Here is a 24,303-nt window from a genome sequence, read left to right on the forward strand (position 1 = left end):
CGGCCTATGCTGCGACAAACGCAAGACCGTCTCGGGTGGTCCGTCAGCCTGATCCTGTTCGTGCTCGTGCTGTATCCCCTGCTGGCCGTGTTCATCCAGGTGCTGCTGCCTGGCGTGTTTTTCGGCAACTGGGAACGGGGGGATCTCAGCCTGCTGCTGGAAATCTTCCGCCGCCCATTATGGCAAAAATCATTGGAAAATTCGGTCGTTCTCGCCAGCGGAACGACCGTTCTGGCTACGCTGCTCGGCGGGGGACTGGCGATGGTCCGCTCCAGCCGGCAGTTCCCGACTGCCCGGCTGCTGGACGCCGCCGTCTGGATTTTGCTGATCATGCCCTCCTTCATTTTGGCCCAGGGCTGGGTGATGTTTTCGGCGGGCGGCGGCCTGGCCTCGAAGCTGCTGGGCTGGACCTGGATCACCCCGGCGGTGTTTCAGCCGGCCGGCCTGATCGCGGTCATGACGCTCAGCAAATTTCCGCTCGCTTATTTAAGCGTGCGCTCGGCGATGGAGTGGAAGGTGGAGCAGCTGGCGGAGGCGGCGAGGCTCAGCGGCGCCTCCCCGTGGCGGGTCTGGCGCACGATTCAGGCCCCGCTGCTGCTTCCTGCCTTCCTCGCCGGAGCGGCGCTCGTGTTTATGGACACGGTCGGCGATTTCGGGCTTCCGGCTTCGATCGCGGCCGTGTACCGGTTCCCGACGCTGCCTTATTCGATCTACTCGGCGCTGTATACGTCGCCGATCCGTTTTGACATGGCCGGGGTGTTGTCCTTTTACCTCGTGCTGCTGATCGGCGCGGCGATGCTGGTGCAGTTTTACGCGCTGCGCCGCTCCAGATTCGACTTCTTGTCGGCCCGCGCCGTGCCTGCGGTGCCGAAACCGGCCGGGCGCCTCAAATGGCCGCTCGCCGCGTTGAATCTGGCCTTTTTGCTGGTTGTCATCGGCATTCCGATCGGTTCCAATGTACTGCTGTCTTTTTTAAAAACGCAGACCGGCGGTCTGCAGCCCGGGAACCTGACTCTGGAACACTACCGCTCCCTGTTTCACAGCGGCTCCGAACTGCTCGTCGGGCTTGAACGTTCGCTTGCGATCGCGCTGCTTGCCGCCGCGCTTGGCCTGCTGATCGGCTTGATGGCGGCTTACGTGCTGAACTATTCCCAGTTCCGCCTCAAACGCGGCATTGAGGTTTTATCGCTCGTCACGCTCGCCGTGCCCGGCGTCGTGCTAGGGATCGGTTACATCTTCGTATGGAATCAGCGCTGGTTGGACAATATCGGGCTGCTGCTTTACGGCAAACCGTCCATTCTCGTGCTGGCGGCGATCGCCGGGGCGATCCCGGTCATCACGCGGGTGCTGATCGGGGCGATGGCCAAGGTGCCGGGCAGCCTGCTGCATGCCGCTCAGTTGAACGGGGACACCTGGCTGGGCCGGATCCGCCGCGTACTGGCTCCGCTGATCCACGGTGCGCTGCTGTCCGCCGGACTGGCGGCGTTCGGGTCCGGCGTGTTCGATTTGGCGGTCAACTCGATTTTGTTCCCGCCGAATTTCATCACGTTTCCGGTATCCGTCAACAAAGCTTTTGAAGACATGAAGTTCGGGTACGCCTCGGCGGCCACCGTTTTTGGCGGGACCGTTGTCGTCCTGATTATTTTGCTGCTGGAAGTGCTTCTGCGGCGCAAGGAGGTCAAGTCATGACTACTAGAGAGACAACTGCGGGCCCATCCACAATCGGCATGCCCGCGACGGGCATGTCCTCGGCCGGCATGTCCTCGGTTAGAACGTCCACGGCTGGAACGTCCTCAATCGGGACGTCCTCAAACGGAACGTTTTCGACCGAAACTCCCTCGGCCGGCACGTTGCTGGAAATTCGCGGGCTGACGAAACGGTACGGTTCGTTTCAGGCGCTTGGCGGCGTCTCTTTCGATATGAAGGAAGGCGAAATTATCAGTGTGCTGGGCCCCTCCGGGTGCGGAAAGTCGACGCTGCTGCAGCTGATCGCCGGATTGTCCCGCCCCGATGACGGGGAAATCCGCCTGAAGGGCGAAACGATCGCTTCTCCTGGCGGGATGGTCCCGCCCGAGAAACGAAACGTCAACATGGTGTTTCAGGACTACGCCCTCTGGCCGCATATGAACGTGTTCGACAATGTGGCCTACGGGCTGAGGAAGCTGGGGCGCGAGGAAAAGGCCGCGCGGGTCGGCGAGCTGCTGGAACTGCTGCATCTGGGGGGCCTGGAGCGCCGCTTGCCTCCACAGCTGTCGGGGGGACAACAGCAGCGGGTCGCTATCGCCCGCGCCTTGGCCACCCGCCCCAAGCTGATTTTGCTGGACGAGCCTTTGTCCAATCTCGATATGCGCCTGCGCATCGAAATGCGCGCGGAGATGGCCTATCTGTTCCGCAAGCTGGGCATGAGCGTCTTCCACGTCACGCACGACCCGGAGGAGGCTTTTTCGATGGCCGACAGGCTGCTCATTTTGCGCGGCGGCGCCATCGACCAGATCGGAACGCCGCAGGAGTGCTTTACCCGCCCGGCCAGCCCGTGGGTCGCCTCCCTGCTCGGCGCCATCAACCGCCTGCCCGGGCGGCTGGAGCGAAGCCGCGGCGGCGGGTACGCGATCCGCATCGGCGGCGCGGGGAGCGGGAATGACGTTCCCCGCCCGGAAGGTGCAACCCGTATCGAAGGCGCCGCGGGGCCGGAGTGCTCCGGTCTGCCGGACGGCGCCGCAGCCGAGCTGCTGTTCCGGCCGGAGCAATTGCGGCTGATCGAAGGCAGCGTTGCCGCGGAGGGCCGGGAAGGAGAAAACCTTCTGCCCGTAAACGTGGTTCACTGCACCTTCGAAGGGACGCGCTGGCGGGTCATGGCCGAAACGGACACAGGGCACAAGCTGTACGTGCTAAGCGCGTCGCCGCTTCCGGTGAACACCCGGCACACCGTCATGCTGCCCAAGGCAAACGCGTATATTTATGCTGCGCGTCAAAACGAAGAACGAAAGGTTACGGCAAAATGAACCCACTCACCCATCGATCGCGCTTGCTGGCGATCTCCGACATTCACGGCCACGGGGAAGGACTGAAGCTGCTGCTGGCCGCTTCCGCTTACGATGCCCGGCGGGATCGCCTGATTCTGCTGGGCGATTACATTAACGCGGACCCGGATACCTGGGGAACGCTGGAGCAGATCCAGCAGCTCGCCTTGGACGGGGCGACAGCTCTGCTCGGGAATTTGGAAATGAACCTGTTGAAACAGGCCGGCCCAATTCCCGGGGCGCTTGTCCCGCATGCCCGGCTGGATTGGTTAAGCGGGCTGCCTTTTTATACGACCGTAGGCCCTTGGCTGTTCGTGCACGCGGGTATCCGTCCGGGCCGCTCCCTGGAACGCCAATCCCCCGAAGACCTTACCGGGATTCGCGAAGACTTTTGGAACGCCGCGCCGGACTGCGGATACACCGTCGTATTCGGCCACACGCCGACCTACAAACTGGGCGCCAAACCCGGCGCGATCTGGCAGGCCGCCGGACGCCTCGGCATCGACACCGGGGCCAAACACGGCGAGCGGCTGACCCTGCTCGACCTCACCGGCGGCACGGCCTATTCCTGCTCAACCGCGCAGACCAGCCTGTACGGCGATCTCCGGATCGAGGCGGTATCCCTGCCGGCGTACCATTAGGGGGAGGTACGCCACCATTCAAGGCTCATTGGAAAAATTCCAACCGATCGGCGGGAAGCGCGCGCCATTCTGAGCTCTCATCTGAGCTCTCATTTTGGAAGATATCCAAATAGAATTCGCTGCCATCCCCCGTTTTGGCCGCCGCTTAGCACTAGCATTGCATTAAATCTGACAAGATACATTTTCTAGCTGCACCAATATTCTAACGGTTGCCACAAGCGTTATTTGTTCCAAAAACGTTGATTTCAAATTGTAACGGTTGCCGTAGCGCTTATTTCACTGAAATCCGGCTTAGTTTGCTTAGATTCAGGCAAATAACGGCGATCACAACCGTTAGAGTTTTGAAAAAGGCTTTTTTCGCAAATTAGCCGCTGCTACAACCGTTAGATTTCCAGCGAGCGCATTATCGGCTTGAAAACATGATCATTTCCCCAGAAAATCCGGATCCCAGGAAATCTGAATCCCAGGAAATCTGAATGCCAGGAAATCTGGCATGTATCAGGGCTGCAAGTTGTCTAGATTGAAAGTTAATGCAACGCTAGTGGCCGCTTAGGCCCAATCTATTGGAAATATCCAATCTAACAACTGTATGTACCACTAAAACTCCGATTCTATTGGATATTTCCAATCTGTCCGCCCGGCCGCTTGTAAAACACCAAAGCCGACCTGCACCCGCACGCAGATCGGCTTCGTTATGCCGTTTATTTTCCCGCCGAACCTAAGCCTTTCTCCTGCAGCAGCTTGATAAACATCCCGCCGACCACACTGCGGTGCTGAAAGTTCATCTGCCGGGCCGTCCGGGTGTCATACCAATCCGAAAAAGGCACGCGGTCGCGCGTTTCGTTCAGGAAATCCCAAAGCGGCTCGATCAACCGGAGGAAATCGTCCCGGTTCTCCGCCAGCGAAGCGGCCCAAACGAGCCAATCGGCCTTCGTGTAATGCTCGCGGCTATCCAGCGGCACGCCGTACCGGTCCCCATGCGACACATACCAGGCCGCTTCCCGCCGGACGATCTCCTCGTCAAATAAGCGGGTGCCAAACAAAAAGTCCCAGATCAAATTGTATTTCAGGCTCCACGTGCCCTCTTGGCCAAACGCCAGCACAGTATGGCAGTGAGCCCCGCTGTCTCCATTTTTTCCGCCGCTCCGCTCCTCGGCCAGTTCCGCCCAGCGTACGGCCATCTCTTTGGCCGCGGCCTTGTAGCGCTCCGCTTCTTCCGGCTGGTCAAGCAGACCGAGCAGCAGCGAATAGCCGGCCACCCCCATGACCGCCTTCGCCGAAAGATTGGCGTTGCGGGCCAAGTGGCCGGCAAAATCATCCGTGCAAAGCTGGTTTTCCGGGTCCAGCCCATGTTCCAGCAAATAGTCCGCCCACCCTTTCAACAGCTCCCGATGCTCCCGCACGAACTCCATGTTCCGGTCGGCCAAGCTGACCGCGGCGGCCATGATGAGCATGTTGCCGCATTCCTCGACCGGCATTTGTCCGTCCAGGGCGTTTCCCCCGTACACCTGGCCGTTCGCCAGCGGGTACTGTCCGACGTCATGCGGCGCGAAATCAAACGGCCAAGCTTCACTTGCCGCATAGCGGAAAATCGGCCGCATCATTCCCCGCACCAGCTCAGGCCGGTACAGCAAAAACAGCGGGATCGAAGGATAACTTACGTCCACCGTCGCGATGCAGCCGTTGCTGAAGCATTCCTTGGACATGAACAGCAACTCGCCTTCCGGGCCTGTGACCAGTTTGTGCGCGGCGATGGCCTGGCGGTAGGACAAAGCCAGAATGTCGGCGTATTTATCACCGCCGGCGGCAGCCGCGTCCGCCCGAAGCTGCCGGTCGAATGAGCCGCAGCGTTCCATGATTTCGGCATACTCCCGGTACGCCTCCGCCAGCATCGCCGGAGCGGTTTGGCCGCCTTTTTTCCAATAAGCCTCCAGCTTCTGGCCGAAATATTCGATCGCGTAAACATCGTCGTAAGCGAGCACGATCAAATTCGTCTTCTCCGCTTCGGCTACTTCCCCGCAGTCCCACACGCAGGCCATGACGAACTGACAGTCCCTCACCGGCTGCGGCTGGGGCATTCGCGACAGGTTCTTTCCGATGCCGCCGGGCTCCAGCTCCGCTTCCCCGGTTCTCGCAAATGCCTTGCGGGCCGCGGCGGTGTCCATAAAGGTGCGGATATCGGCTCCTTCTCTCGCCGCCAAATAAAAGTAGCCCCAATCGATCCGCCGGTCGTCTCCTGAAGCGTTCAGGCAGTTCTGCTCGGCATGGCCGGCCTGCAGCAGCGTCAAGCCGTCCGTTTTTTCCTGCCGCCACACGATGCTTTGATCGCTGGTGTTTACGCTCCATTCCCCGGTCGCGTCAAAATAGATCCGCACGGAATGCGGCCGGCCGTCCACGGAACATACGCGGAAATGCACGTAGGAAGCGGGCCGCGACAGCAGCTCAAGATCATCCAAAAGCAGCGGGCTCGTAAATTTCACCTCAAGCCGGACTCCCGCCGCCTCAAAACGATAAATGCTGGAGAGCGGAGTCACTTCAAGCCCGGTTTGCGGGATCGCCTCCGGCTCTGTGTAGTAGTTTTCCGCGTTTGGCTCAAGCAGCCCGGCGAAGCGCCAGGGGACGCCGTCGATCCGGATGATTCCGGTAAGCGCGTTTCGTTTGCCGGTCCAGTGCCGCGTAAAATCATCGGTGAGACGGTCCGCCATCGACCATACGCTGAAGTAAGGATCGATCGTCACCAATGGAACGGCCGGCGGGCGTAAAACGTTATTCATAGTCATCTGCCTCCCTGCATGGAATCCGTTTTTTAGAGGTAGTTCAAAAAGGCCGCTTTTGATCACTCACTTTTATGGATTATAATGCGTGTTTTCTCTTCGCCGTGCTCATAACGCACCAGGAGCGTTTGGGACGCCGCATCCCAATCGAAGGGAAGCCGGATGCCGGCTTGCGCCGGCGCTTGATCTCCGCCGCCCCCCGCCTGCATGGTCACCGCCGCAGGTTTCGCTTTGCAGCGAACGCGGGCCACCGCTTGCAGCGGCCGCGGCCCCCGGACCGTAAACGAAATCGTCCGGCCGTCTTCGGTGTAATCTTCAATCCGCGAGGAAGCGGCGATCACTCCGCAACGCGGTGTTCCTGCTTCGCTGCTTGGCGCGCGCGCTCCGTCAGCCGGGTTTACCGGTTCGTTAGCCGTCGCTCCCTCCCCGCCGTCCGGCACTCTCGCTTTGCCGATCGGCAACCTCGTTCCGCTGATGGGCAACCTCGTTTCGCTGATCGGCAACCTCAATTCACCGATCGACACCCCCCTTTCACTGATCAGCGCCCCCGCATAGTCCAAATCGTATAGCAGCGCCTGTTTCCCCGGTGGTACGATAACTCGATCCGCGATGCGCAGCCCCGCATCCAGCAAATCCACAAACCGCCCTTTCAGCTCCAGCGGCGAATCGCTCACGGATTCAGTCATTACGGATGCGATCACGTACGGACCCCGGCGGATTTTAAAATAATTCGCGGATTCCCAGCGAACCCTGGACTCGCCGCCATCCAGAGCCGCGAGCGCCTCCCTCACGGCACGCCGCAGCCGTTCCGCCCCTTCGGCGCTTTCCGCAAACCGCTCCGGACGCACGCGCAAATAGGAAACGCAGCCGTCCCCAACCGGCGTCAGCCCTTCCGGCGCATCGGCGGACAGGCCGAGGCATTCGAACAGATGCTCGCGCGGGGAAGCATATTTCCGCTTGCCGCGGTTCCACCATTCCCGCACCCGATGGTACGGATCGCTGTCGTCGCCGACATAGATGAGCGCCCCGCCTTCCCGGACCCACTGCGCCAGCGCGCTGTGCAAATCCGGATACTCCGGCTTCATAAACTCGTAGCTTAGCACCAGCAGCCGATACCCGTCCAGATACCCCGGAAACCGCCGGACGTTGTCAAGCTGCACCGGCCTAACCGGCAGTCCGTGCTTGACCAGCGGCAGCGTCAGGCCGTAAAAAGCGGAGAAGTAGAGCAGCTCCACCGCGTCCTCATCGGTCAGCTCCACTTCGTTGGTCCCGTCGTATTTCATCAGGAATCCGGCCGTTTTCACGCCGATGCGCTTGCGCTGATACATGGCTGAATCCGCCAGGAAAACGCCGGCCAAGACGCCGGGTCCGTCCACCTCTACATCGGCCTGCTCCATGTCGCGCAGCGTATGCATCGCCGTGAGCAGCACCGTGGCATAGTCGCGCGGAATCCCCTCTTTCCCGCTGCCGTCTTCGGAAGGATAACGCCCCTCGAAAACGCGCCTCGGCCAAGGAGCCGCCTCATAGCGCGACACCTCCGGATGAAGCAGCGACGCGGTCAGCGTTTTGATGTAATTTTCGCGGTAATCGGCCCAGGTCCGCTTCGGATCGTCCTCAATCGGATCGTGCAAAAACCACATGCGGCGGTCCGTTCCCCGAACAAGCTCCTGCATGATACCGTATTCCAGAAACGCCGTCTCAAACGTGCGTTCCGCCCGCTTTCCCTCGTACACGTTGGCCGTGCGGGAGGTTCCCGTCCAGATCTGGGCGATATAGCCGTTGATCGAGGGCAGATCCAGCAGCTTCGATTCCGGGCTGACGATGCGCCACTGCGCATAGTTGATCAGGCTGTGCGTCGGCACGAAAAACCGCAGCGGCCGGTTGCAGCGAACGAGCGAATATTCCTTGAGCGCCGAGCAGATCCGGTCCAGACAGCGGGCGTACAAATACGCCTTCAGCTTGGAGGCGCGGTACTGCGCGTCCTCCGATGCATGCGGAGCGATCCACGGCTCGTTGTAAAAGTTTTGCCACTCCCGCTTAAACGCTTCGGAGTAGCCGCCTTCGACCCAAAATTCCGGTTCCTCCAGATGGATTGCGTCCACCCCGGCATCGACGGCCGGGCGAATTCGGCCGGCCAGGAAATCGGCGTAGGCGATCGTCGGCACCATGTAAGGGATGTCGGCCGAAGTGCCGTGGATGATCGTTTCGCCGTCCTCGTATTTTTGCGCTTCATCCCAATGGGACCGCCCGTCGACTTTGCCGTTCAAATAATCCTGATAGCCGCCCCACGACACGCCGGTCATCAAATGCACCCGGTAGCCCCGGTCCGTCCATTCGCGAATCCGCCGCGGCGTCGATTCATCGATCCCGTAGACCATGACAAAGTCCGTCTGGAGATCGTAGGAAGGGCCGTACGCGCCTCCTTCCTGAAAGCCAGTGCGCTCCTCCTCGCGGCCTGGAGTGTGCGCCTGCTGTTCTTCCTCACGCCCTCGGGTATTCTCCAGAAACTCCTCCTTGCGCCCTTGAGTGTTCGCAAACCTCTCCTCCTCACGCCTTTGCGTCCGCGGTTCTTCCCGTCCCTGACTCTGCATTCACCGCTCCTCCTTCGCTTCTCTTTTAACGCCCGTTATAAACGGACGCGGATCGTTTTGATTTCAAAAGGAGTAAATTGCAGGTTAATACGACTTTCCCCCTCCGCCAGCAAGCGGAGCGGATTTTCCAGCAAGTCGGCCTCTTCAATGGCGGAGCACTCGAACCCAAACGCCAGCCCGGCCCGCGCTCCGGCTCCGGCCGTCTCGTACAAGCGGACGATCAAATGGTCGCTGTCTTCCGCTTTTTTGACGGCTTCCACCATCACGTTCGGGTGATCGATTTGCACAAATTGCCGCAGCCGGACCAGTTCGCCATTGATCTTGTCACCATGCGCGCCGACGATCTTGCCGTCGTGCCCGCCAACGATCTTGCCGTCATGCTCGCCAACGATCTTGTCGTCGTGCTCGCCAATGATCTTGCCGTCGTGCTCGCCAATGATCTTGCCGTCGTGCCCGCCAATGATCTTGCCGTCGTGCCCGCCAACGATCTTGCCGTCGTGCTCGCTGACGGTCTTATCGGCGTGCTTGCCGACGGTCCCGCCACCGGTGTTGCCGGCATTTCCACCGCCGGTCCGGACACCGCTCTCCCCAGCATTCTCCCCGTCCACCACCGTCCCCGGCCCCACCACCGTCAGCGGAACGTTCAGTTCGTAGCCTTTGCGGTAGACTCCGGCCTCGATGAGATCGCCCGCATGCGGGTACAAGGCATACGTAAACTTGTGTTGCGCCCGGTCGGCCGCCGGGTCCGGATATCCCGGGCTGCGCAGCAGGTTCAAATCGATCACGTTTCCGTCCACACTGTGCCCGTATTTGCTGTCGTTCAGCAGCGCCACGCCGTAATCGGGCTGCGACAGATCGATGTAATGGTGGGCGCAAATTTCGTCCCGCGCGAACTCGATCCGGTTGTTTCGGCTCGTCGGCCGCTTGATGACGCCGAATTGAATCTCGCAGTTCGCCTGCTCGCTGACGACGTTCACCGGAAAAGCCACCCGCAGCATTTTCGCCGACTCCCGCCAATCGGCCTCCGTTTCAAACTGCAGCGTGCCGCCGCCTTGAAACAGGCTGATTTTTTGCGTCAGCACGGAGTCTCCGAACCGGTATTCCTGCTTGACGACCGCCTTCGGCCCTTGCACGAAAGGAGACACCTTCACAAGCTTCATCGCTCCCGCGACCGTCTCGCGGTAATCGCGCGGGAAATCCCAGGCATCGCCGTCGTCGTGGTACACCGTAAACACATTGGCCCTGGCGCCGTCTCGAAGCACCTCCCGCGCGGCCGCCTTATCGTACACCGAAGCGATGCTGCCGTCCTCATGGAAGCGAATCGCCAGCCCCCCGTTTTCCAGCCGCCGCTCCTCGGCTACGAGCACTTCACCCCCCGCCCCCGGTTCCGGGCGAACCTCAAGCATTTCCGAACTCGCCTCCCGCAAAGGCCGCCAGCCCATCCCCGGCACGCTCACAAAATGCCATCGGCCGCCGTATTCCACCCATTCCCGCCGCTCCCACGGCAGCGAATTAAACAACACCGGCTCATTCGCCAACCCGGCCAAAACGGCAACCCTGCCGTACATTTCCTCGATCATCGGCCGAACCTCGCCAAACAGCGCCTCATAACGCGCCAAAGACTCGTCGTAAACTCTCGTGATCGAAGACCCCGGCAAAATATCATGGAACTGGTACAGCAGTACTTCCTTCCAAATCGCCTCCAGCCGTCCCGCCGGATACGCCCCTCCGCCCAGCGCCCACAGCAGCGAAGCCGCAAACTCCAGCTCGCGCAGCGCTTTCTCCAGCTTGCGGTTGTACCATTTGTTCCGGGCCTGCGTCGTCAGCGTCCCCTGATGTTTTTCCAGGTACAATTCGCCGCGGTAGGTGTGGAAACGCGCAGCCTCCTGCTCCAGGCGGCGGAAGAACGCGAGCGCGGGCTCCTGAACGACCGGCGGCAGGCCGAGCAGGTTCTTCTCCCGCGCCAGCCGCTCCAGATGCTCCTCGCCCGGGCCGCCGCCCCCGTCGCCGATCCCGAACAGCATCAGCGCGTGCCCGGATACGTTCCGGTCGAGGTAGCTCCGCTCGATTTTCGCCAGCGACCGCGGCGCGGCCGGGCTGTTGTACGTATCCTCCGGCGGAAGATGCGTCAGCACCTTCGTCCCGTCAATTCCCTCCCACATAAAGCTGTGATGCGGATGCGTGTTGTAAGTGCTCCAGGACAATTTTTGCGTCATCATGTAATCGACGCCGGATTTCTTCAATAGCTGCGGCAGGCTTCCCGTATAGCCGAACACGTCAGGCAGCCACAGCACCTTCATCTCCCGGCCGAACTCCTCCCGGAAAAACCGTTTTCCGTACAGGATTTGCCGCACCAGCGCCTCACCCCCGGAAATATTCGTGTCCGGCTCGACCCACATCGCTCCCTGGGCCTCCCAGCGGCCTTCCCGCACGCGCTCCTTCACCCGCTCGTACAGCTGCGGATAATGCTCCTTCATCCACTGGTAGAGCTGGGGCTGGCTGGCGCCAAACACATAGTCCGGGTATTTTTCCAGATTGCGCAGCGCCGTCGAAAACGTCCGCGCGCCTTTGCGGATCGTTTCCCGGATCGGCCACAGCCAGGCCAGATCGATATGCGCGTGCCCGATCGCGCTGACCGTCAATACGGGATCGCCGCCCCGCATCGCCAATTCGCCGGATACCCGCTCCTTCGCCAGGCGCACCGTCTCGTCGTTGATTTCGGCCAGCAGGTTCGCCGCTTCGTATACGGCTTGAAGCACCCGCGCTTTTCTCGCGCTCGTTTCCGGCAATTGCTCGGCCAGCTCGATCAACACCTCCAGGTCGTAATACAAACTCCGGGCTTCCTCGTTGCAGACGGCGATGCAAGCTTCCTGCAAGGTACCGCTCCGAAACTCTCCGAACAGGTCGTTGTTGCCGCCGTCCCCCCACAAATCGATCGTTTCCCCGCCTTTAGCCGCCGGACTGACGTCCACCACCCGCTTGCCGGGACGCCCCAAGCTGTAGTCGAACCCGGAACTGGCGTTCGTTAATCCCTGATAAGGAACTCCCTCCTTATCCACCAAGCATAGCTCTCCGCTAATGTCGATCAGCAGCACCACCTTACTGCCGGCAAGCGCCTCCGGAACCTCCCCGCGAAAATGGAACCAGGCGCAATCCCACAGCTCTCCCCATTTGCCGCCGGCCTTGAGCTCCGTCTGCTTTCCGCTTTTCCGCTCCGCGTAAGGGACCGGCTCCCGCGTGACCCAAGCCGTCACGGCCAAGGTTTCCACAGGACGATATATGTAGCTCTCCAGCTTGGTAAGCCGCTGTTTGGCCTTTTGCGTCATGATCTGATTTGTTTCATACGGCATGCTGCATCACTCTCTCCTTTAAATTTACAAAAGAAGAGGACTGGCCTCTTGCAGTCCTCCTATCCAACTATCCGCCTAACCGCCGTTTTACTTCGTAACCGCCTCCGCTTTTTTCTGCGCTTCATCCAAAATCGACCTGATGTCCCCGTTTGTCATCAGCGATTTAGTGACCGCGTCGCCGAACATTTGCCACACCTTCGAATCTTCCTTCGCAAACGTCGGCAGCCCCTGCACGTTGCCGGACATGGCCAGATAATGCTGGTACATCTCCGGATGGGCGGACTTGTAGCCTTCCGATTCGGCGATCGATTTCAGCACCGGCGAGCGGACTCCGGTATCGGCGATCAGCTGTTGAATTTCCCCGCTGTACATCGCGCGGATGTATTCGAACGCCGCCTCCTTGTTTTTCGCGTCCTTCGGTACGGCGTGGAACGCCGCGCCGATCGTAATGTTGCCGGGCTGGCCGTCCGGTGACAGCGGAATTTGCGCCATCCCGTAGTCGATGCCGATCTGCGCGCTTTCGATCGCGCGCCAGGGGCCGTCGATCAGGTAAGCGATTTGCCCTTTTTTGAAGGCGTCGAAATAGGTGCCCTCGTTCGTATTGACCATCAGCCCCGCCGGATGGCCCGCATTCAGCCGCTTCAGGAACTGCACCGTTTCTACGTTGGCGTCCGAGTTGAACACCGGCTGGCCCTGATCGTCGGCAAAACCGCCGCCGTTAATGACAAGCAGCGTGCCGTACCGCAAATATCCGCCCGCGTTCGGCCCGGCGTACACCCCGCCCCCGTAAAACTTGCCGCCCCCGGCTTCCGTCACCTTCTGCACATTGGCGGCGAACTCCTCCCAGGTCGCCGGCGCTTGGTTCGGATCGAGGCCAGCCTCCTGCACCAGCTTCTTGTTCCAAAACAAGCTGCTGACGCCCGGCTGGGAAGCGAAGCCGTAAATTTGCCCGTCGTATTCCATCGGCTTCCAAGCCGCCGGGGCGGTTTTTTCGCGAATTTCCTTGGCCATCTCCTCCGGGAACGGCTCCAGCAGGCCCTGCTGGGCAAAGCCCGGCATTTGCGTTTCGCCGACGATGATGTCGGGCATGTTTTTCGCCAGAAACCCGGCCGTTTGCTTCTGGATCAGCGGCTCGCCCCAGCCCCAATCCTCCGTTTTGACGGTAATGTTCTTGCTCTTGAGCTTATCGATGATGATCGATTGGTAATAATACGGGAATACGCCGGCTTTTTTCAAAGGTTGGCCGGGAGTATACGAGAAGTCCTCCTCCGCAATGCGCGGATTTTGCGTTTCATCCTTAATGAGGGACTGCTTCTTTTTCTCCAGCAAATCGTTCAGCACCCCAACGCCGATACCGACCGCACCTTCATTGAGTACAGTGATCGTCGTGCCGCCCGCCGTTTCCGGCGTGTTTGCGCCACCGCCTTCCGACTGCGCCGCGCCGGGTTCGCCCGTCCCCGCGTTGCCTCCGGCCGTCCCGCTCCCCCCTGACGAACAAGCTGCCAAACCGATGGATAACATAAGCGTAAGCGCGATGGCGCTCATCTTTTTAAGCCGCATTCGTACCCCTCCATTTATAAGAAATCATGTGTAGCGACGTTCACTCCAAAAAGCAGACAGGCCGCATGTACCTACCCTTTGATCCCCGTGTTGGCCAACCCTTGGACGATGTACTTCTGGAAGAAGGCAAAAATCAGCAGCGCGGGCAGCGTAATGCCAAGGCTCAGCGTGATGATCATCGGGTAGTTGATTACCGCGCCCGGACTGGCCCCGACGGAGGACAATCTCGTAATCGCCGCCGGAAGCGTTTGCAAATGATCGCTGGTCGTATAGAAAAACGGTGTAATGAAATCGTTCCACGTACCGAGCGCCGTCGTAATGGCGATAAAAGCCATAATCGGAAGCTGCAGCGGGAATAGAATTTGAAAAATCAGGCGGACCGTCCCGGCGCCGTCGACGATCGCCGCTTCATCGATTTCCAGCGGAATTTTTTCGAGCGATTGCTTGACCAAAAACGTGCCCATAATGTTGATGGCGGGCCCGCCGATCAAATAAATCCACCACGAGTCCAAAATGCCGGTTCCTCCGGTGAAAATATGGTTGCCCCCGGCAAACGGAAAGCGGGCAAATTCCAGGTACGTCGGAATGATCGCCAGCGTGCCCGGGATCATCTGCGTCGCCAGCAGGATTAGAAACAGCGTATCCCTTCCTTTAAACCGGAGCCGCGCAAATACATAACCGGCCAAAAAAGAAGTCAGAATCGCCCAAAACGTGTTGTAGGCCGTGCGGATGATTGAGTTTTTCAAATAGGTGGTGACGGCGGCGTCGGTCGATCCGACGATCAGGGCCTTGAAATTTTCCAGCGTCGGCGCTTTCGGAAGCGGGAAAATCCCCAGCACGGTAGAGGTAAACTCCGTTTTCGTAAAAAATCCGGCGAGCACCATGAAAATCAGCGGATAGAGCAAAATCAGGCCGATGCCGAGCAGCAGGATATGGCCCAGCAGGTATACGGGACTCCATTGCTTTTTAAACTTCGCGCTTAACGTTTCCGGCATGGCTGCCCGCCCCCTTTTTAACCGGTTTGATCGGAATTGCCGTCCGTTTGTCCGTACGGGTCGACCAGTTGTAATACAGCACGGTGATGACGATCACGATGACCGCCATAATCAAAGACGAGGCGCCGGCCATGCCCAAATTGAAGTCCCAGAATCCGTCGCGGTAAATGCGGAAGACGAGCACTTCGGTTTGCCCATATGGCCCCCCGTTCGTAATGAACAGCACCTGTTCGTAGATCTGAATCGCCGCGATCAGGTTGGTGATCACGATATAGGTTGCGATCGGCTTCAAGCCGGGGAGCGTGACGTAGCGCAGCTTTCCCCACCGTCCGGCCCCGTCGATCTCCGCCGCCTCGTACAGCGAAACGTCGACCGACTGCAGTCCGGCGAGCCAGATGAGCGCCGCTCCTCCGACGCCTTTCCAGACGGAATAAACGACGATCCAGAAAATGCCCCAGGATACGGAATACTGCCAAACGACCGGTTCCTTGCCCAGCGCTTTCAGCAAATTGTTGATGACCCCGTTGTTCGAATCCAAAAAAATATTGAACACCTGCGTCGTCGCCACGGTCGCGGTTACGGCGGGGATATACCAAATCGAGCGGTAAAAGCCTTTGCCCATGAGCGGCATATTCATCAGCAGCGCGGCCCCAAAGCCCGCCGCCAGCGTAATAACCGTGACCAGTCCGCCCAGCCACACCGACCGCCACAAAGCTTCGGTATACACCGGGTTGTTGAAAAAGCTGATAAAATTATCGAACCCGATGAATTTCGGCGAGGACGCCAGACCGACCCATTCAAAAAAACCGAGCCCAAAGCCGAACAACGTCGGAAAACCGGAGACGATCAGCCAAAACAAAAACATCGGCACTAGGATGACCGCAGCGATCCAAGCGTCCTTATGCCTGCCGTATACCCGCCGACTCCCCCTCCGGAAAGAAGAACTCCCCTCCCGTTCTGCCGTTTTTTCCATACCTGCTTCTGACCTCCTTACCCGAATTCCGCCCCAACTTAAGCGCTTACATTTGACTAGTCATTTGTATCATTAAATATATTTTACCATGTCATTTATGTCAAGATATTAGATATATCATTTATCGCTATTTTCCGCACAAAAAAGACGCCTGCCATAATGGTTCATGCAGACGCCCGGATTGTTCGCAGGCCGTTTGGATTATCGCTTCTCGCGGATCAGCGGGCCGGTGGACCGGCTTTCGATCAATTTCGGCTGCAAAATAACCTTGGCATAACCCGGTTCCTTTTTGTCGGGATTTTCGAAAATTTGCAGCAAAATGTTGGCGGCCGCCTCCCCCATTTCGACTTCGGATTGGGAAATATGCGAAAAATAGCCCCACTCATGCAGGCCCGGCGAAGGATCGTCAAAGGTAAGAACCGATACATCCTCCGGAATTTTAAGGCCCAGCTCTTTGCAAATCGAATGAATATGCAGCCCCAGCCGTCCGTTCAGCGTAATGTAGGCCGTGGCGATCCGGTTTTTGATAAACCGGTACAGGGGATGCGTTTTGTCGATCCCGCTGTAGTCGACGTTGAAATCGGTCAGGATGAGCGCCGGATTAATCATCGCCTCTTTTTGCTTCAAAGCCTCCATGTAGCCGTTGATCCGGTCCTCGACCGTGATCGTCGGCAGCGGTGAATCGGAGCAGATGGCGATATCGCGGTGCCCGAGGCCCCACAAATAATCGACGGCAAGCCGCCCGCCGATCAGGCCGTCGCTGCGGGCCACGTTCGTGGCGATCCCCGGCAAATAGCGGTCGAGCAGCACGAACGGGAAACCGCTGAGCTTTAGCGCCAGGATTTCCTCGTTGTACGTTTCCGCGTCGCACGGGAAAATGATCAGCCCCGCCGCCCCTTTGCGGAGCAGATCTTGAATCGCCTCTTTTTCGCGGTCGATCGAGTTGTATGTCAGCACGATCTGTAAGCTGTACCCGCTGTTTTCGATGACGTTGTTGATGCCCTGGATCAAGCGGATGCCAAAATAATCGACGAGAAGCGGCATAACGAGGCCGATCGTCTTTCTTCCTCCAGCCCCGGGCGGCGGAATATCTTTGGCGGGCGGCATTTTGTCCGCCGGCGCTCCGGCGGTTGCCGTGCCCCCACCAACAGCCCCGCCCACACTTACCGCTTCGCTTGTACCGGCCGCACTGGACGCACCGGACGCATCGGACGCGCTAGACGCACTGCTCTCCCCGCCCGCACTGACCGCACTGACCGCTTCGTCTATGCTCCCCGCATTGCCCAGGCCGTTCTGCGCCCCCGAACCCGAACCCGGTTCACGGACATGGGAGCCGCCCAGCAGCTCGTTGATATTTTCGCCGACAAAGCTCCCTCTGCCCGGGATACGGTAAATCCAACCGTCCTTGGCCAGCTGCGTCAGGGCGTTGGCGACGGTGATCCGGCTGACGTCAAACTGCTCCATCAGCTCTTTTTCGGAGGGGATTTTGTCGTTTTCCTTTAATTGTCCCCGCTGTATCAAATCTTTAAAATGCCGCTGGATTTGCATATATAACGGTATCCGTTCATTTTGCATCGTTGGTTCTCCTATCTTTAATCTCTCCTACTCCCAAACTTATATCATTTATGTCATTTAGTCAATGTCTAATTCCATAAGTCTAATCAAGACGTTCGAAAGTATCATTTATTGCATTTATGTTGTTTGGCTGCTTGACAAGGATAATTAGATATATTTAACATATTATTCAGGTGTTGTCGTGCAAAAAGCCGAAGAAGGAGGGAAGGAGCGTCCGGCCGCCAACGATGGCTCCACATTATGAGGATCCGAGGTGAACGAGCTTGATTCGAAAGCTGACGATGACATGTTTCGTATTGTTATGCACGTTGTCCTTAACCCTAGGCACCACCTCAGCCAATGCACAATCCTCAGCGCAGCCGCAAAAGAACACCATCAGCTGGCCCAAATCGCAAGCGCTTCCAACCTTTGCGAAGGTAAAGCGGCTTGATGTCGCTGACGTGTACCAAATTCCCGGCGATATCCGGCTGCTGCTGGCCACCTTGCAAGGAGTCGTTAACCGCACGGAGCCGCGGATTTACCTGCTGGAGAACCAGGAAGAAGGCAAGCTGACCTGGCTGAACGATCTCCAGGTACCCTACACGCTGCACGACGATTATTGGAATCTTGTTCGGAAATACAAAAATGAAGTCAAAGGCATGATCATCTACGACCCGAAGGTGCCCGACTCGATTAACGTCGCCACAACTTTGGCCGGAATAAAGGACGCCGTCGTCGCCAGCCCCGAGCTGGCGGAGCTGCTTAAGGCGGCCCCTTATAACTTGAAGGTGGCCGACGATCTTCGCGGCAAATTCAAGGACCGCATGGACGCGTATACGTGGCAGTACGAAAACTTATGGAGCAAAACGACGCACCGCATGCTGATCGGGCTCAGCCCAAACACGTCGATCAGCATCCCGCCGGGGCTGCCCGAATCGTTTGAAGTGATCGCGGAGGAGACCGAGCAGATCCGCGACGCCAGCAACAAAGGAACGTACGATTTTGATTTATCCGGATTTTTGGGGGATGAATCGGTTTATCTGCGTTTCGACGACGCCTTTCCCCAGGACGGCTGGGGTCCTGCCGTTCACGAGGTTGTCGTTAAGGCGGACGGGGAGATGATCGCGCAGTTCATTCCGGGCACACCGGAGGAAGAGCCGTTCCTGTACGACCGGCAGGACTCGCAGGTTTCCGCCGGAGACGGCGGGCACCGTTTTGCCGACAACGGGCGTTATTTCGTCTACCGGTTTAATCCTCCGGAAGGCACGCGCGAGCTGACCGCCTCCGTTGTCATGTGGAACCAATACAAGGTATCCGCCGGGAACGTTGATCCGCCGTCCTCCGAGCAGAAGGAGCCTTACGGCTACCTGCGCGACTATGCCGTTGCCAATAAGGCGATGGTGTTCTGGCTCGAAGTGAACGATCCGCAGCAGAGAGCGCTGTTTGAGCGAATTCTGTCCGAGGTCGAGCCGGGCACGCCTTACCTTGGCTGGTTCAGCAACGACGTTGCCGGCGAATTCAGCTCGGTGGAAGTGACGTCCAATTACGGGGTATATGTGCTGGCCGCCGACTGGTTTAGTAATCTGACCGTTTTTTCCGGCACCAAAGTCCAGCCGGTCAAAGCGAAAGCTCCCCGGACGCCCAAGCTGGAGAACAAAATCTATATTACTTATACGTTCAGCGAGGGCGACAACTTCCAGTACAACCAGCACCGGATGCGGAATCTATGGGACGACCCGGCCCGCGGCAAGGTGCCGATCAACTGGACCTCGAGCCCGCTGCTGTATGATGCGGCTCCGGCGATGTTGAATTATTACCGGAAGACGGCGACGGAGAACGACCTGATTATCGCCGGGCCTTCCGGCGCAGGCTACTTTTATCCGGAAGCCTGGCCGGAATCGAGCTTCGCCGATTATTTGAAGCGGTCCTACGAGTATCTCCAAAAAACCGGCATGGGCCTTTCTTACGTGCTGAACCGGATTGACGGCGAAAACGTCCCATTAGGCGAATCCTACGCCCGCGCCTACGAGCGCTATTACAAAGCGCCCGGCCTGTTCCTGAGCTGGGAAGATCGCCACGGCGTCGAGATCTTAAACGATTCGCTACCGGTGTCGACGATCCAGGGCATCAGCACGGTCCAGGACGGCCTGCGCATCCTGGGGGAGGCCAAGGCCGGCTGGGATGGCGAATCCCCGCTGTTCGTCTCCCTCGGCCTGCTCGCCTGGAGTATGACGCCGTCGGACGTCGTCCGGATGAGCGAAGCGCTGGGGCCGGAATATGAAATCGTCCGCGGCGATCATTACTTCTCGCTGATCCGCGAAGCGTACGACCTGCCCGCCAAGCCACGGCCGTTGGAAAGCGAAAGCTTGCAAATGGAAGCAAGCGAATAACATAAACCAACATGGAGATAGCAAGGCCCTTTCTCTTCCTGCTCGTATGGGATGAAGAAAGGGCTTTTCTTAGCGGGGCTGTTGCAGCAATATCATACAAGAATCGTTTCAATTCATGTATTATAATGACAGCATCATTCGTAAAGAGAGAAGGTGCAACGTAGTTGACACGCAATGTGCGCGAAATCAGGACGGTTGTTTTCGATCCTGATTTAAACGTGGAAGCTTACCGCTTTGTGGGAATAATGCAGAAATTTCCTAACCATTTTCACGATTATTACGTTATCGGCTTTATAGAACAGGGCAAACGTCTGCTCTCGTGCAATCGGAAGGAGTATATTATCAATAGCGGGGATGTCGTTATTTTTAACCTTCGCGAACCCCACGCCTGCGAACAGGTTGACGGAAGATCGCTGGACTACCGTTGCATTAATATTGATCCGGAAGTCATGCGCCAGTATGTGCAGGAAATTACGGGAACGGCCTACTTGCCCCGCTTTTCCCAAACGGTTCTTTATCGCAGCGAACTTGCCGGATACCTGCACGATTTGCACCAACTGTTAATGGAAGGGGAGACGGGTTTTCATAAAGAAGAAATGCTCCTGCTTCTGATCGAGCAACTGCTTCGGGATAACTCGGACGCCACGCCCCGTTTGTCCGCCAATGAACCGAGTGCCGAAATCAGAACGGTATGCGAATATATGGAGTCTCACTTCCCTGAAAACATCACGCTAAATCGGCTCAGTGAACTGACCGGACTAAGCAAATACCATTTGCTGCGATCTTTTACCAAACAAAAAGGGATTTCCCCATACAGCTACCTGGAGACGATTCGCATCAACCAGGCAAAACGGTTGTTGGAGCGGGGAGTATCTCCGATGGAAGCTGCCTTGAAATGCGGTTTTAGCGACCAGAGCCATTTCACTAAATTCTTTAAACGGCTGATCGGTTTGACGCCCAAGCAGTATATGCGTATCTTCGACAACGAAACCGCACCGCAGCAGGCAAAGGATGTTCCGGTATGAGGCGTCAGCGTAAGATGACGTTCGGACATCTCCTGTCGGCAGCAACGATCATCATTTGGGGGACCACCTTTGTCTCCACTAAAATCTTGCTGACCGACTTTCTTCCCATAGAGATTCTTTTTTTCCGCTTTACCCTTGGATTCGTCTTTCTCCTCCTGCTCTACCCGTATCCCGTCAAAAGCAAGTCTTGGAGCGAGGAACTGCTGTTCGTTGCGGCTGGACTTTGCGGCGTAACATTATATTTCCTTCTGGAAAACGTCGCATTGACCTATACGCTGGCCGCCAATGTCGGCGTCATCGTATCGATCGTGCCTTTTTTTACGGCGGTATTGGCTCACTTTTTGTTAAAAGACGAACCCTTAACCGGGCCATTTATAGCGGGTTTCGGCATTGCCCTGACGGGGATCGCATTCATCATGTTCAACGGCCGTTTCCTGCTGCAGGTACATCCGATCGGCGACCTTTTGGCTCTGCTCGCTTCGGCGGTCTGGGCGGTGTATTCCGTCATCATGCGGAAAATCAGCGAATTGAAGCACCCCACAATCGGCGCCACGCGTAAAGTTTTTTTCTATGGCCTGCTCTTTATGCTGCCCTTGCTGAGACCGCTCGAATTCAAGTTTGGGATGCAGCGTTTTCTGGATCTGTCGGTACTTGCCAACCTGTTATTCTTGGGCCTGGGGGCGTCCGCTTTGTGCTTCGTTACCTGGAACTTGGCGGTCGGCATTCTTGGGGCGGTGAAAACGAGCGTATACATTTATATCGTTCCCGTGATCACCGTGGCAGCTTCAGCGCTTTTTTTACACGAAGAAATCACCTGGGCCACGATCATCGGAACTTTGCTGACCTTGGCCGGCTCCTATATTTCAGAGCGGAAACCGGCGCCCAAACTGAATGAATGCAACCGGACTTAATCAGGCATGCCAAAAATAACACAGGCTTATCTTTTTAGCGATAAGCCTGTGAAGTTTCAATCAAACTTGCTATTATTTTTGATAATGCAATCCGATTACACCGTTTTGGTACGTTTTGTTGTCGATTAACCGGAGGGATTGCTGTTTATCGGCCAGAGCAAACAGTTTATCGCCTTGAGAAGCGATCACCGGATGAACGAGCAGCCACAGCTCGTCATATAGTTCATTTTGGATGAAGGTTTGCCATGTCTTTGCCCCGCTCTCGACGGAGATTTGATTTACGCGGTTTTTGAGCGCTTCCAGTTCCCGGGCGAGCGTTTCCTCGTCTGTGACCAGGATCTGCTCCGAGTTTCTCCATACTAAATCCACTTCGGAATGAGAGATGACCACTTTGGGAATTTCGTTCATCCGCCGCGCTATCGCCCGTTCCAGATCATTGGACGAATTTTCCGCCTGCTGCCAATACTCGGCCAGTGAGGCGTAACTATTTTTCCCCACCATGATTGTGTCTACCGTATTGTAATAATCCAAGTAATCCTCTAAAATCTCTTCGCTCAGCATCATCCACAGGTGTTCATCCGATACCACGCTATCCAGCGACAGCTGCATAGTTAAAATGATCTTCCCCATCTGTTGCGATCAACTCCCCAACTTAAAGTAATATCTGCGAAATACTATATCATCTCTCTCGTTCGAGCGTTTCTCACAGATTGCTGACTTGGGGCGTTCATTGGTGCGGAACGATGAGCCGCAGTAACATGCCGACCTGTGGAATGCGGTAACCTCCGGCTTCCTGGATATTTAAAACCATCAACCCGTTAAGAACCGACAAATAGCAGGAAATCAGCTCATCAAGCTCGTCCGCCGCAACTTACAGTAATTTTCAGTGTCTGTCAACTTCTAATCTTAAAGAAAAACAGGCGGCAAAGGGAACGTCCCTGATGCCGCCAGTTCTGCTTTTACTAATGTTTAGTTTTGGGATTCATCAAATCTTGAAGGTAAGAATCCAATCGGTCGAACCTCTCGTTCCATATATGACGATAGGAATCTAGCCACTCGTCCATCTCCTGAAATGGCTCCGGCCGCAGCCGATAAATTCGGCGATTGGCGTCAGCCTGCATGTCCACGATTCCCGCATCAAGCAGCACGCGGAGATGCTTGGATACTTGAGGCTGCCGCAGCTCGAGCCGCTCGGTTATTCCCCCGACAGTGAGGGGGCCTTCACGCAGTAATTCAACAATGTGTAGACGGTTAGATTCCGCAAGTGCGCTTAATACCGTTGTGTCCATATGATTTTGCTTCCCATACAGCACGCTTCTCTTCCTAAAATAAGAAAGGGGTTATTTCACCGGTGGTCACCTCATTCAGGCTTCTTTCAGTACCCGAAATTGCACTGTATGGCTACCTCCTTACTTCAATATTTATTGCATCAATCGCTTAAAATATACATAAAACAGAATATTCCTGTCAAGGAATGAACGCTCACTGGAATGATCATCGATCCGCCTTATTTGCGTTTGCGTGGATAAATTCCCGTATTCAATATTTTTTCACAATACCGTAACAGATGAAGCAACACGGGCGTCACCGGGCTGGATGTTAGCCCGTACGAAGAAACAACCGCCTATTTCGATCAATATTCCGGAAAACTAATTGCCAGAATAAACTATGATGATTATGGAATTATAGGAAAGTGGTTTACTTGGGGAATTCCTCTTCATGAAGGACACTTATTTGGGATCGCTAATAAAATTCTAAACTTGCTTGTTTGCATCGCATTCCTTGCAGCCATAGCGATGGGATTCTTTTCATGGATGAAAAAAATAAAACCTGGAGATTTAAACAGGCCTAAACGAATAAATAAACCATGGTCTATAGGAGTTATACTCACCTTATTGATACTAGGTATACTTATGCCCCTGTTTGGTTTATCTATACTAATCATATTTATTATTGAAAGTATCGTCTAACTACTCTACTAAGAATAAAAGCGACTCGCACCTTTCCATATGAACCGTTTCCCAATCGTCCCGTTGGTCCAGGAAGATTGAAAATCCCTGACGCTGCCAAAACGCTACCGCGCCGTTTAAGAAATGATGAGTGTGCAAATACAACATCGAGTACCCGGCATCCTTGGCAAAGTTTGCTGCTTCCCGAAAGAGAAGGGAGCCGACCCCTCTTCTTCGGGTTGCCGGTCCGACAAAACACCGGACAATCTCCGCTACGCTTTCTTGATTATAGCGACCGCGTATTGCTTCAATACGCTCGTTGTAACGCAGCACGCCGATGGTTCCGATTATTCGGCCATCTTCTGCGGCGGCTACAAAAAATGAAGCATCCTCGGGTTCCAAATAAACCTGTTCAAAATGCAACATGTCTTTTGGTAATGGATCATTCTGGAGCATGGGAAACACTTCCCTGCGTATGCCCGCCATAAAATCGATCGCAGCCGGAATTTGCTCATTCGTAACTTCATTCACAGAAACATCCGTTCTAATGTTCATCTCTTCCTCCTCTAA

16 protein-coding genes and 1 pseudogene are annotated in these 24,303 nt (G+C 56.7%); 7 read left to right on the plus strand and 10 right to left on the minus strand.

Translation table 11 applies throughout. From position 1 onward, the window contains the following. The first annotated feature begins 6 nt into the window (after positions 1 to 6). The 3 genes from NYE69_RS30525 to NYE69_RS30535 are packed head-to-tail and all read left to right on the plus strand — an operon-like array spanning position 7 to position 3,661. Positions 7 to 1,689, plus strand: coding sequence for an ABC transporter permease (locus NYE69_RS30525; protein ID WP_340929789.1), 1,683 nt, complete (start codon positions 7 to 9; stop codon positions 1,687 to 1,689). Beyond that, complete coding sequence (locus tag NYE69_RS30530) at positions 1,686 to 3,002, plus strand: ABC transporter ATP-binding protein (RefSeq protein WP_340929792.1); 1,317 nt, start codon at positions 1,686 to 1,688, stop codon at positions 3,000 to 3,002. Before NYE69_RS30525 ends, NYE69_RS30530 begins: the two co-directional genes overlap by 4 nt. Further along, on the plus strand, positions 2,999 to 3,661 hold the full coding sequence (locus tag NYE69_RS30535) for a metallophosphoesterase (protein WP_340929793.1): 663 nt from the start codon (positions 2,999 to 3,001) through the stop codon (positions 3,659 to 3,661). Before NYE69_RS30530 ends, NYE69_RS30535 begins: the two co-directional genes overlap by 4 nt. Before the next feature lie 701 nt (positions 3,662 to 4,362). Here the strand turns inward: NYE69_RS30535 and NYE69_RS30540 are convergent. The 7 genes from NYE69_RS30540 to NYE69_RS30570 form a co-directional block, all read right to left on the minus strand. Further along, complete coding sequence (locus NYE69_RS30540; RefSeq protein ID WP_328272199.1) at positions 4,363 to 6,435, minus strand: glutaminase family protein; 2,073 nt, start codon at positions 6,433 to 6,435, stop codon at positions 4,363 to 4,365. Positions 6,436 to 6,497: 62 nt separating this feature from the next. Beyond that, the gene (locus NYE69_RS30545) at positions 6,498 to 9,026 is read right to left on the minus strand and encodes a hypothetical protein (RefSeq protein ID WP_340929795.1); all 2,529 of its coding nucleotides are present in this window, start codon (positions 9,024 to 9,026) and stop codon (positions 6,498 to 6,500) included. A 35-nt stretch (positions 9,027 to 9,061) separates the two neighbouring features. Next, entirely contained in the window at positions 9,062 to 12,376 is a 3,315-nt protein-coding gene (locus tag NYE69_RS30550) for an alpha-mannosidase (protein WP_340929797.1), read from the minus strand. Positions 12,377 to 12,463: 87 nt separating this feature from the next. Continuing rightward, on the minus strand, positions 12,464 to 13,936 hold the full coding sequence (locus tag NYE69_RS30555) for an extracellular solute-binding protein (RefSeq protein ID WP_155621477.1): 1,473 nt from the start codon (positions 13,934 to 13,936) through the stop codon (positions 12,464 to 12,466). Positions 13,937 to 14,007: 71 nt separating this feature from the next. Continuing rightward, entirely contained in the window at positions 14,008 to 14,931 is a 924-nt protein-coding gene (locus tag NYE69_RS30560; protein ID WP_124333222.1) for a carbohydrate ABC transporter permease, read from the minus strand. After that, the gene (locus NYE69_RS30565; RefSeq protein ID WP_340929800.1) at positions 14,903 to 15,904 is read right to left on the minus strand and encodes a carbohydrate ABC transporter permease; all 1,002 of its coding nucleotides are present in this window, start codon (positions 15,902 to 15,904) and stop codon (positions 14,903 to 14,905) included. The genes NYE69_RS30560 and NYE69_RS30565 overlap by 29 nt, the downstream gene beginning before the upstream one ends. 201 nt (positions 15,905 to 16,105) lie before the next feature. Next, positions 16,106 to 17,479, minus strand: a complete 1,374-nt coding sequence (locus tag NYE69_RS30570) for a GntR family transcriptional regulator (protein ID WP_340929802.1) — start codon at positions 17,477 to 17,479, stop codon at positions 16,106 to 16,108. 263 nt (positions 17,480 to 17,742) lie between these two features. Here NYE69_RS30570 and NYE69_RS30575 point away from each other — a divergent pair, with 263 nt between their 5' ends. The 3 genes from NYE69_RS30575 to NYE69_RS30585 all read left to right on the plus strand — a co-directional run bounded on the left by NYE69_RS30575 (position 17,743) and on the right by NYE69_RS30585 (position 21,784). After that, entirely contained in the window at positions 17,743 to 19,848 is a 2,106-nt protein-coding gene (locus tag NYE69_RS30575; protein ID WP_340929804.1) for a GxGYxYP domain-containing protein, read from the plus strand. A gap of 164 nt (positions 19,849 to 20,012) precedes the next feature. After that, entirely contained in the window at positions 20,013 to 20,873 is an 861-nt protein-coding gene (locus tag NYE69_RS30580) for an AraC family ligand binding domain-containing protein (RefSeq protein ID WP_051985258.1), read from the plus strand. Continuing rightward, a complete protein-coding gene (locus NYE69_RS30585; protein WP_340929806.1) occupies positions 20,870 to 21,784 on the plus strand; it encodes a DMT family transporter in 915 nt (304 codons plus the stop codon). The genes NYE69_RS30580 and NYE69_RS30585 overlap by 4 nt, the downstream gene beginning before the upstream one ends. A gap of 72 nt (positions 21,785 to 21,856) precedes the next feature. Here the strand turns inward: NYE69_RS30585 and NYE69_RS30590 are convergent, their stop codons facing one another. Both NYE69_RS30590 and NYE69_RS30595 read right to left on the minus strand, forming a co-directional pair. Then, entirely contained in the window at positions 21,857 to 22,414 is a 558-nt protein-coding gene (locus NYE69_RS30590; protein ID WP_340929808.1) for a dihydrofolate reductase family protein, read from the minus strand. A 332-nt stretch (positions 22,415 to 22,746) separates the two neighbouring features. Further along, on the minus strand, positions 22,747 to 23,073 hold the full coding sequence (locus NYE69_RS30595) for an ArsR/SmtB family transcription factor (RefSeq protein WP_340929809.1): 327 nt from the start codon (positions 23,071 to 23,073) through the stop codon (positions 22,747 to 22,749). Positions 23,074 to 23,355: 282 nt separating this feature from the next. Between NYE69_RS30595 and NYE69_RS30600 the strand changes: the two are divergent. Next, positions 23,356 to 23,754: pseudogene (locus NYE69_RS30600) on the plus strand (PepSY domain-containing protein); the annotation flags it as partial. Here the strand turns inward: NYE69_RS30600 and NYE69_RS30605 are convergent. Further along, positions 23,755 to 24,288: a GNAT family N-acetyltransferase gene (locus tag NYE69_RS30605; RefSeq protein ID WP_340929811.1), complete on the minus strand. Its 534-nt coding sequence runs from the start codon at positions 24,286 to 24,288 to the stop codon at positions 23,755 to 23,757. Between the last annotated feature and the right edge of the window lie 15 nt (positions 24,289 to 24,303).

It is taken from the genome of Paenibacillus sp. FSL R5-0527, from assembly GCF_038008055.1.
GTDB classification, from domain to species: Bacteria; Bacillota; Bacilli; order Paenibacillales; family Paenibacillaceae; genus Fontibacillus; species Fontibacillus macerans.

Bases quoted from the DNA above. Each gene is read 5' to 3' on its own strand.
- NYE69_RS30525 (WP_340929789.1), top strand. From the start codon at position 7: ATGCTGCGACAAACGCAAGACCGTCTCGGGTGGTCCGTCAGCCTGATC.
- NYE69_RS30530 (WP_340929792.1), top strand. From the start codon at position 1,686: ATGACTACTAGAGAGACAACTGCGGGCCCATCCACAATCGGCATGCCC.
- NYE69_RS30535 (WP_340929793.1), top strand. From the start codon at position 2,999: ATGAACCCACTCACCCATCGATCGCGCTTGCTGGCGATCTCCGACATT.
- NYE69_RS30540 (WP_328272199.1), bottom strand. From the start codon at position 6,435: ATGAATAACGTTTTACGCCCGCCGGCCGTTCCATTGGTGACGATCGAT.
- NYE69_RS30545 (WP_340929795.1), bottom strand. From the start codon at position 9,026: ATGCAGAGTCAGGGACGGGAAGAACCGCGGACGCAAAGGCGTGAGGAG.
- NYE69_RS30550 (WP_340929797.1), bottom strand. From the start codon at position 12,376: ATGCCGTATGAAACAAATCAGATCATGACGCAAAAGGCCAAACAGCGG.
- NYE69_RS30555 (WP_155621477.1), bottom strand. From the start codon at position 13,936: ATGCGGCTTAAAAAGATGAGCGCCATCGCGCTTACGCTTATGTTATCC.
- NYE69_RS30560 (WP_124333222.1), bottom strand. From the start codon at position 14,931: ATGCCGGAAACGTTAAGCGCGAAGTTTAAAAAGCAATGGAGTCCCGTA.
- NYE69_RS30565 (WP_340929800.1), bottom strand. From the start codon at position 15,904: ATGGAAAAAACGGCAGAACGGGAGGGGAGTTCTTCTTTCCGGAGGGGG.
- NYE69_RS30570 (WP_340929802.1), bottom strand. From the start codon at position 17,479: ATGCAAAATGAACGGATACCGTTATATATGCAAATCCAGCGGCATTTT.
- NYE69_RS30585 (WP_340929806.1), top strand. From the start codon at position 20,870: ATGAGGCGTCAGCGTAAGATGACGTTCGGACATCTCCTGTCGGCAGCA.
- NYE69_RS30590 (WP_340929808.1), bottom strand. From the start codon at position 22,414: ATGGGGAAGATCATTTTAACTATGCAGCTGTCGCTGGATAGCGTGGTA.
- NYE69_RS30595 (WP_340929809.1), bottom strand. From the start codon at position 23,073: ATGGACACAACGGTATTAAGCGCACTTGCGGAATCTAACCGTCTACAC.
- NYE69_RS30605 (WP_340929811.1), bottom strand. From the start codon at position 24,288: ATGAACATTAGAACGGATGTTTCTGTGAATGAAGTTACGAATGAGCAA.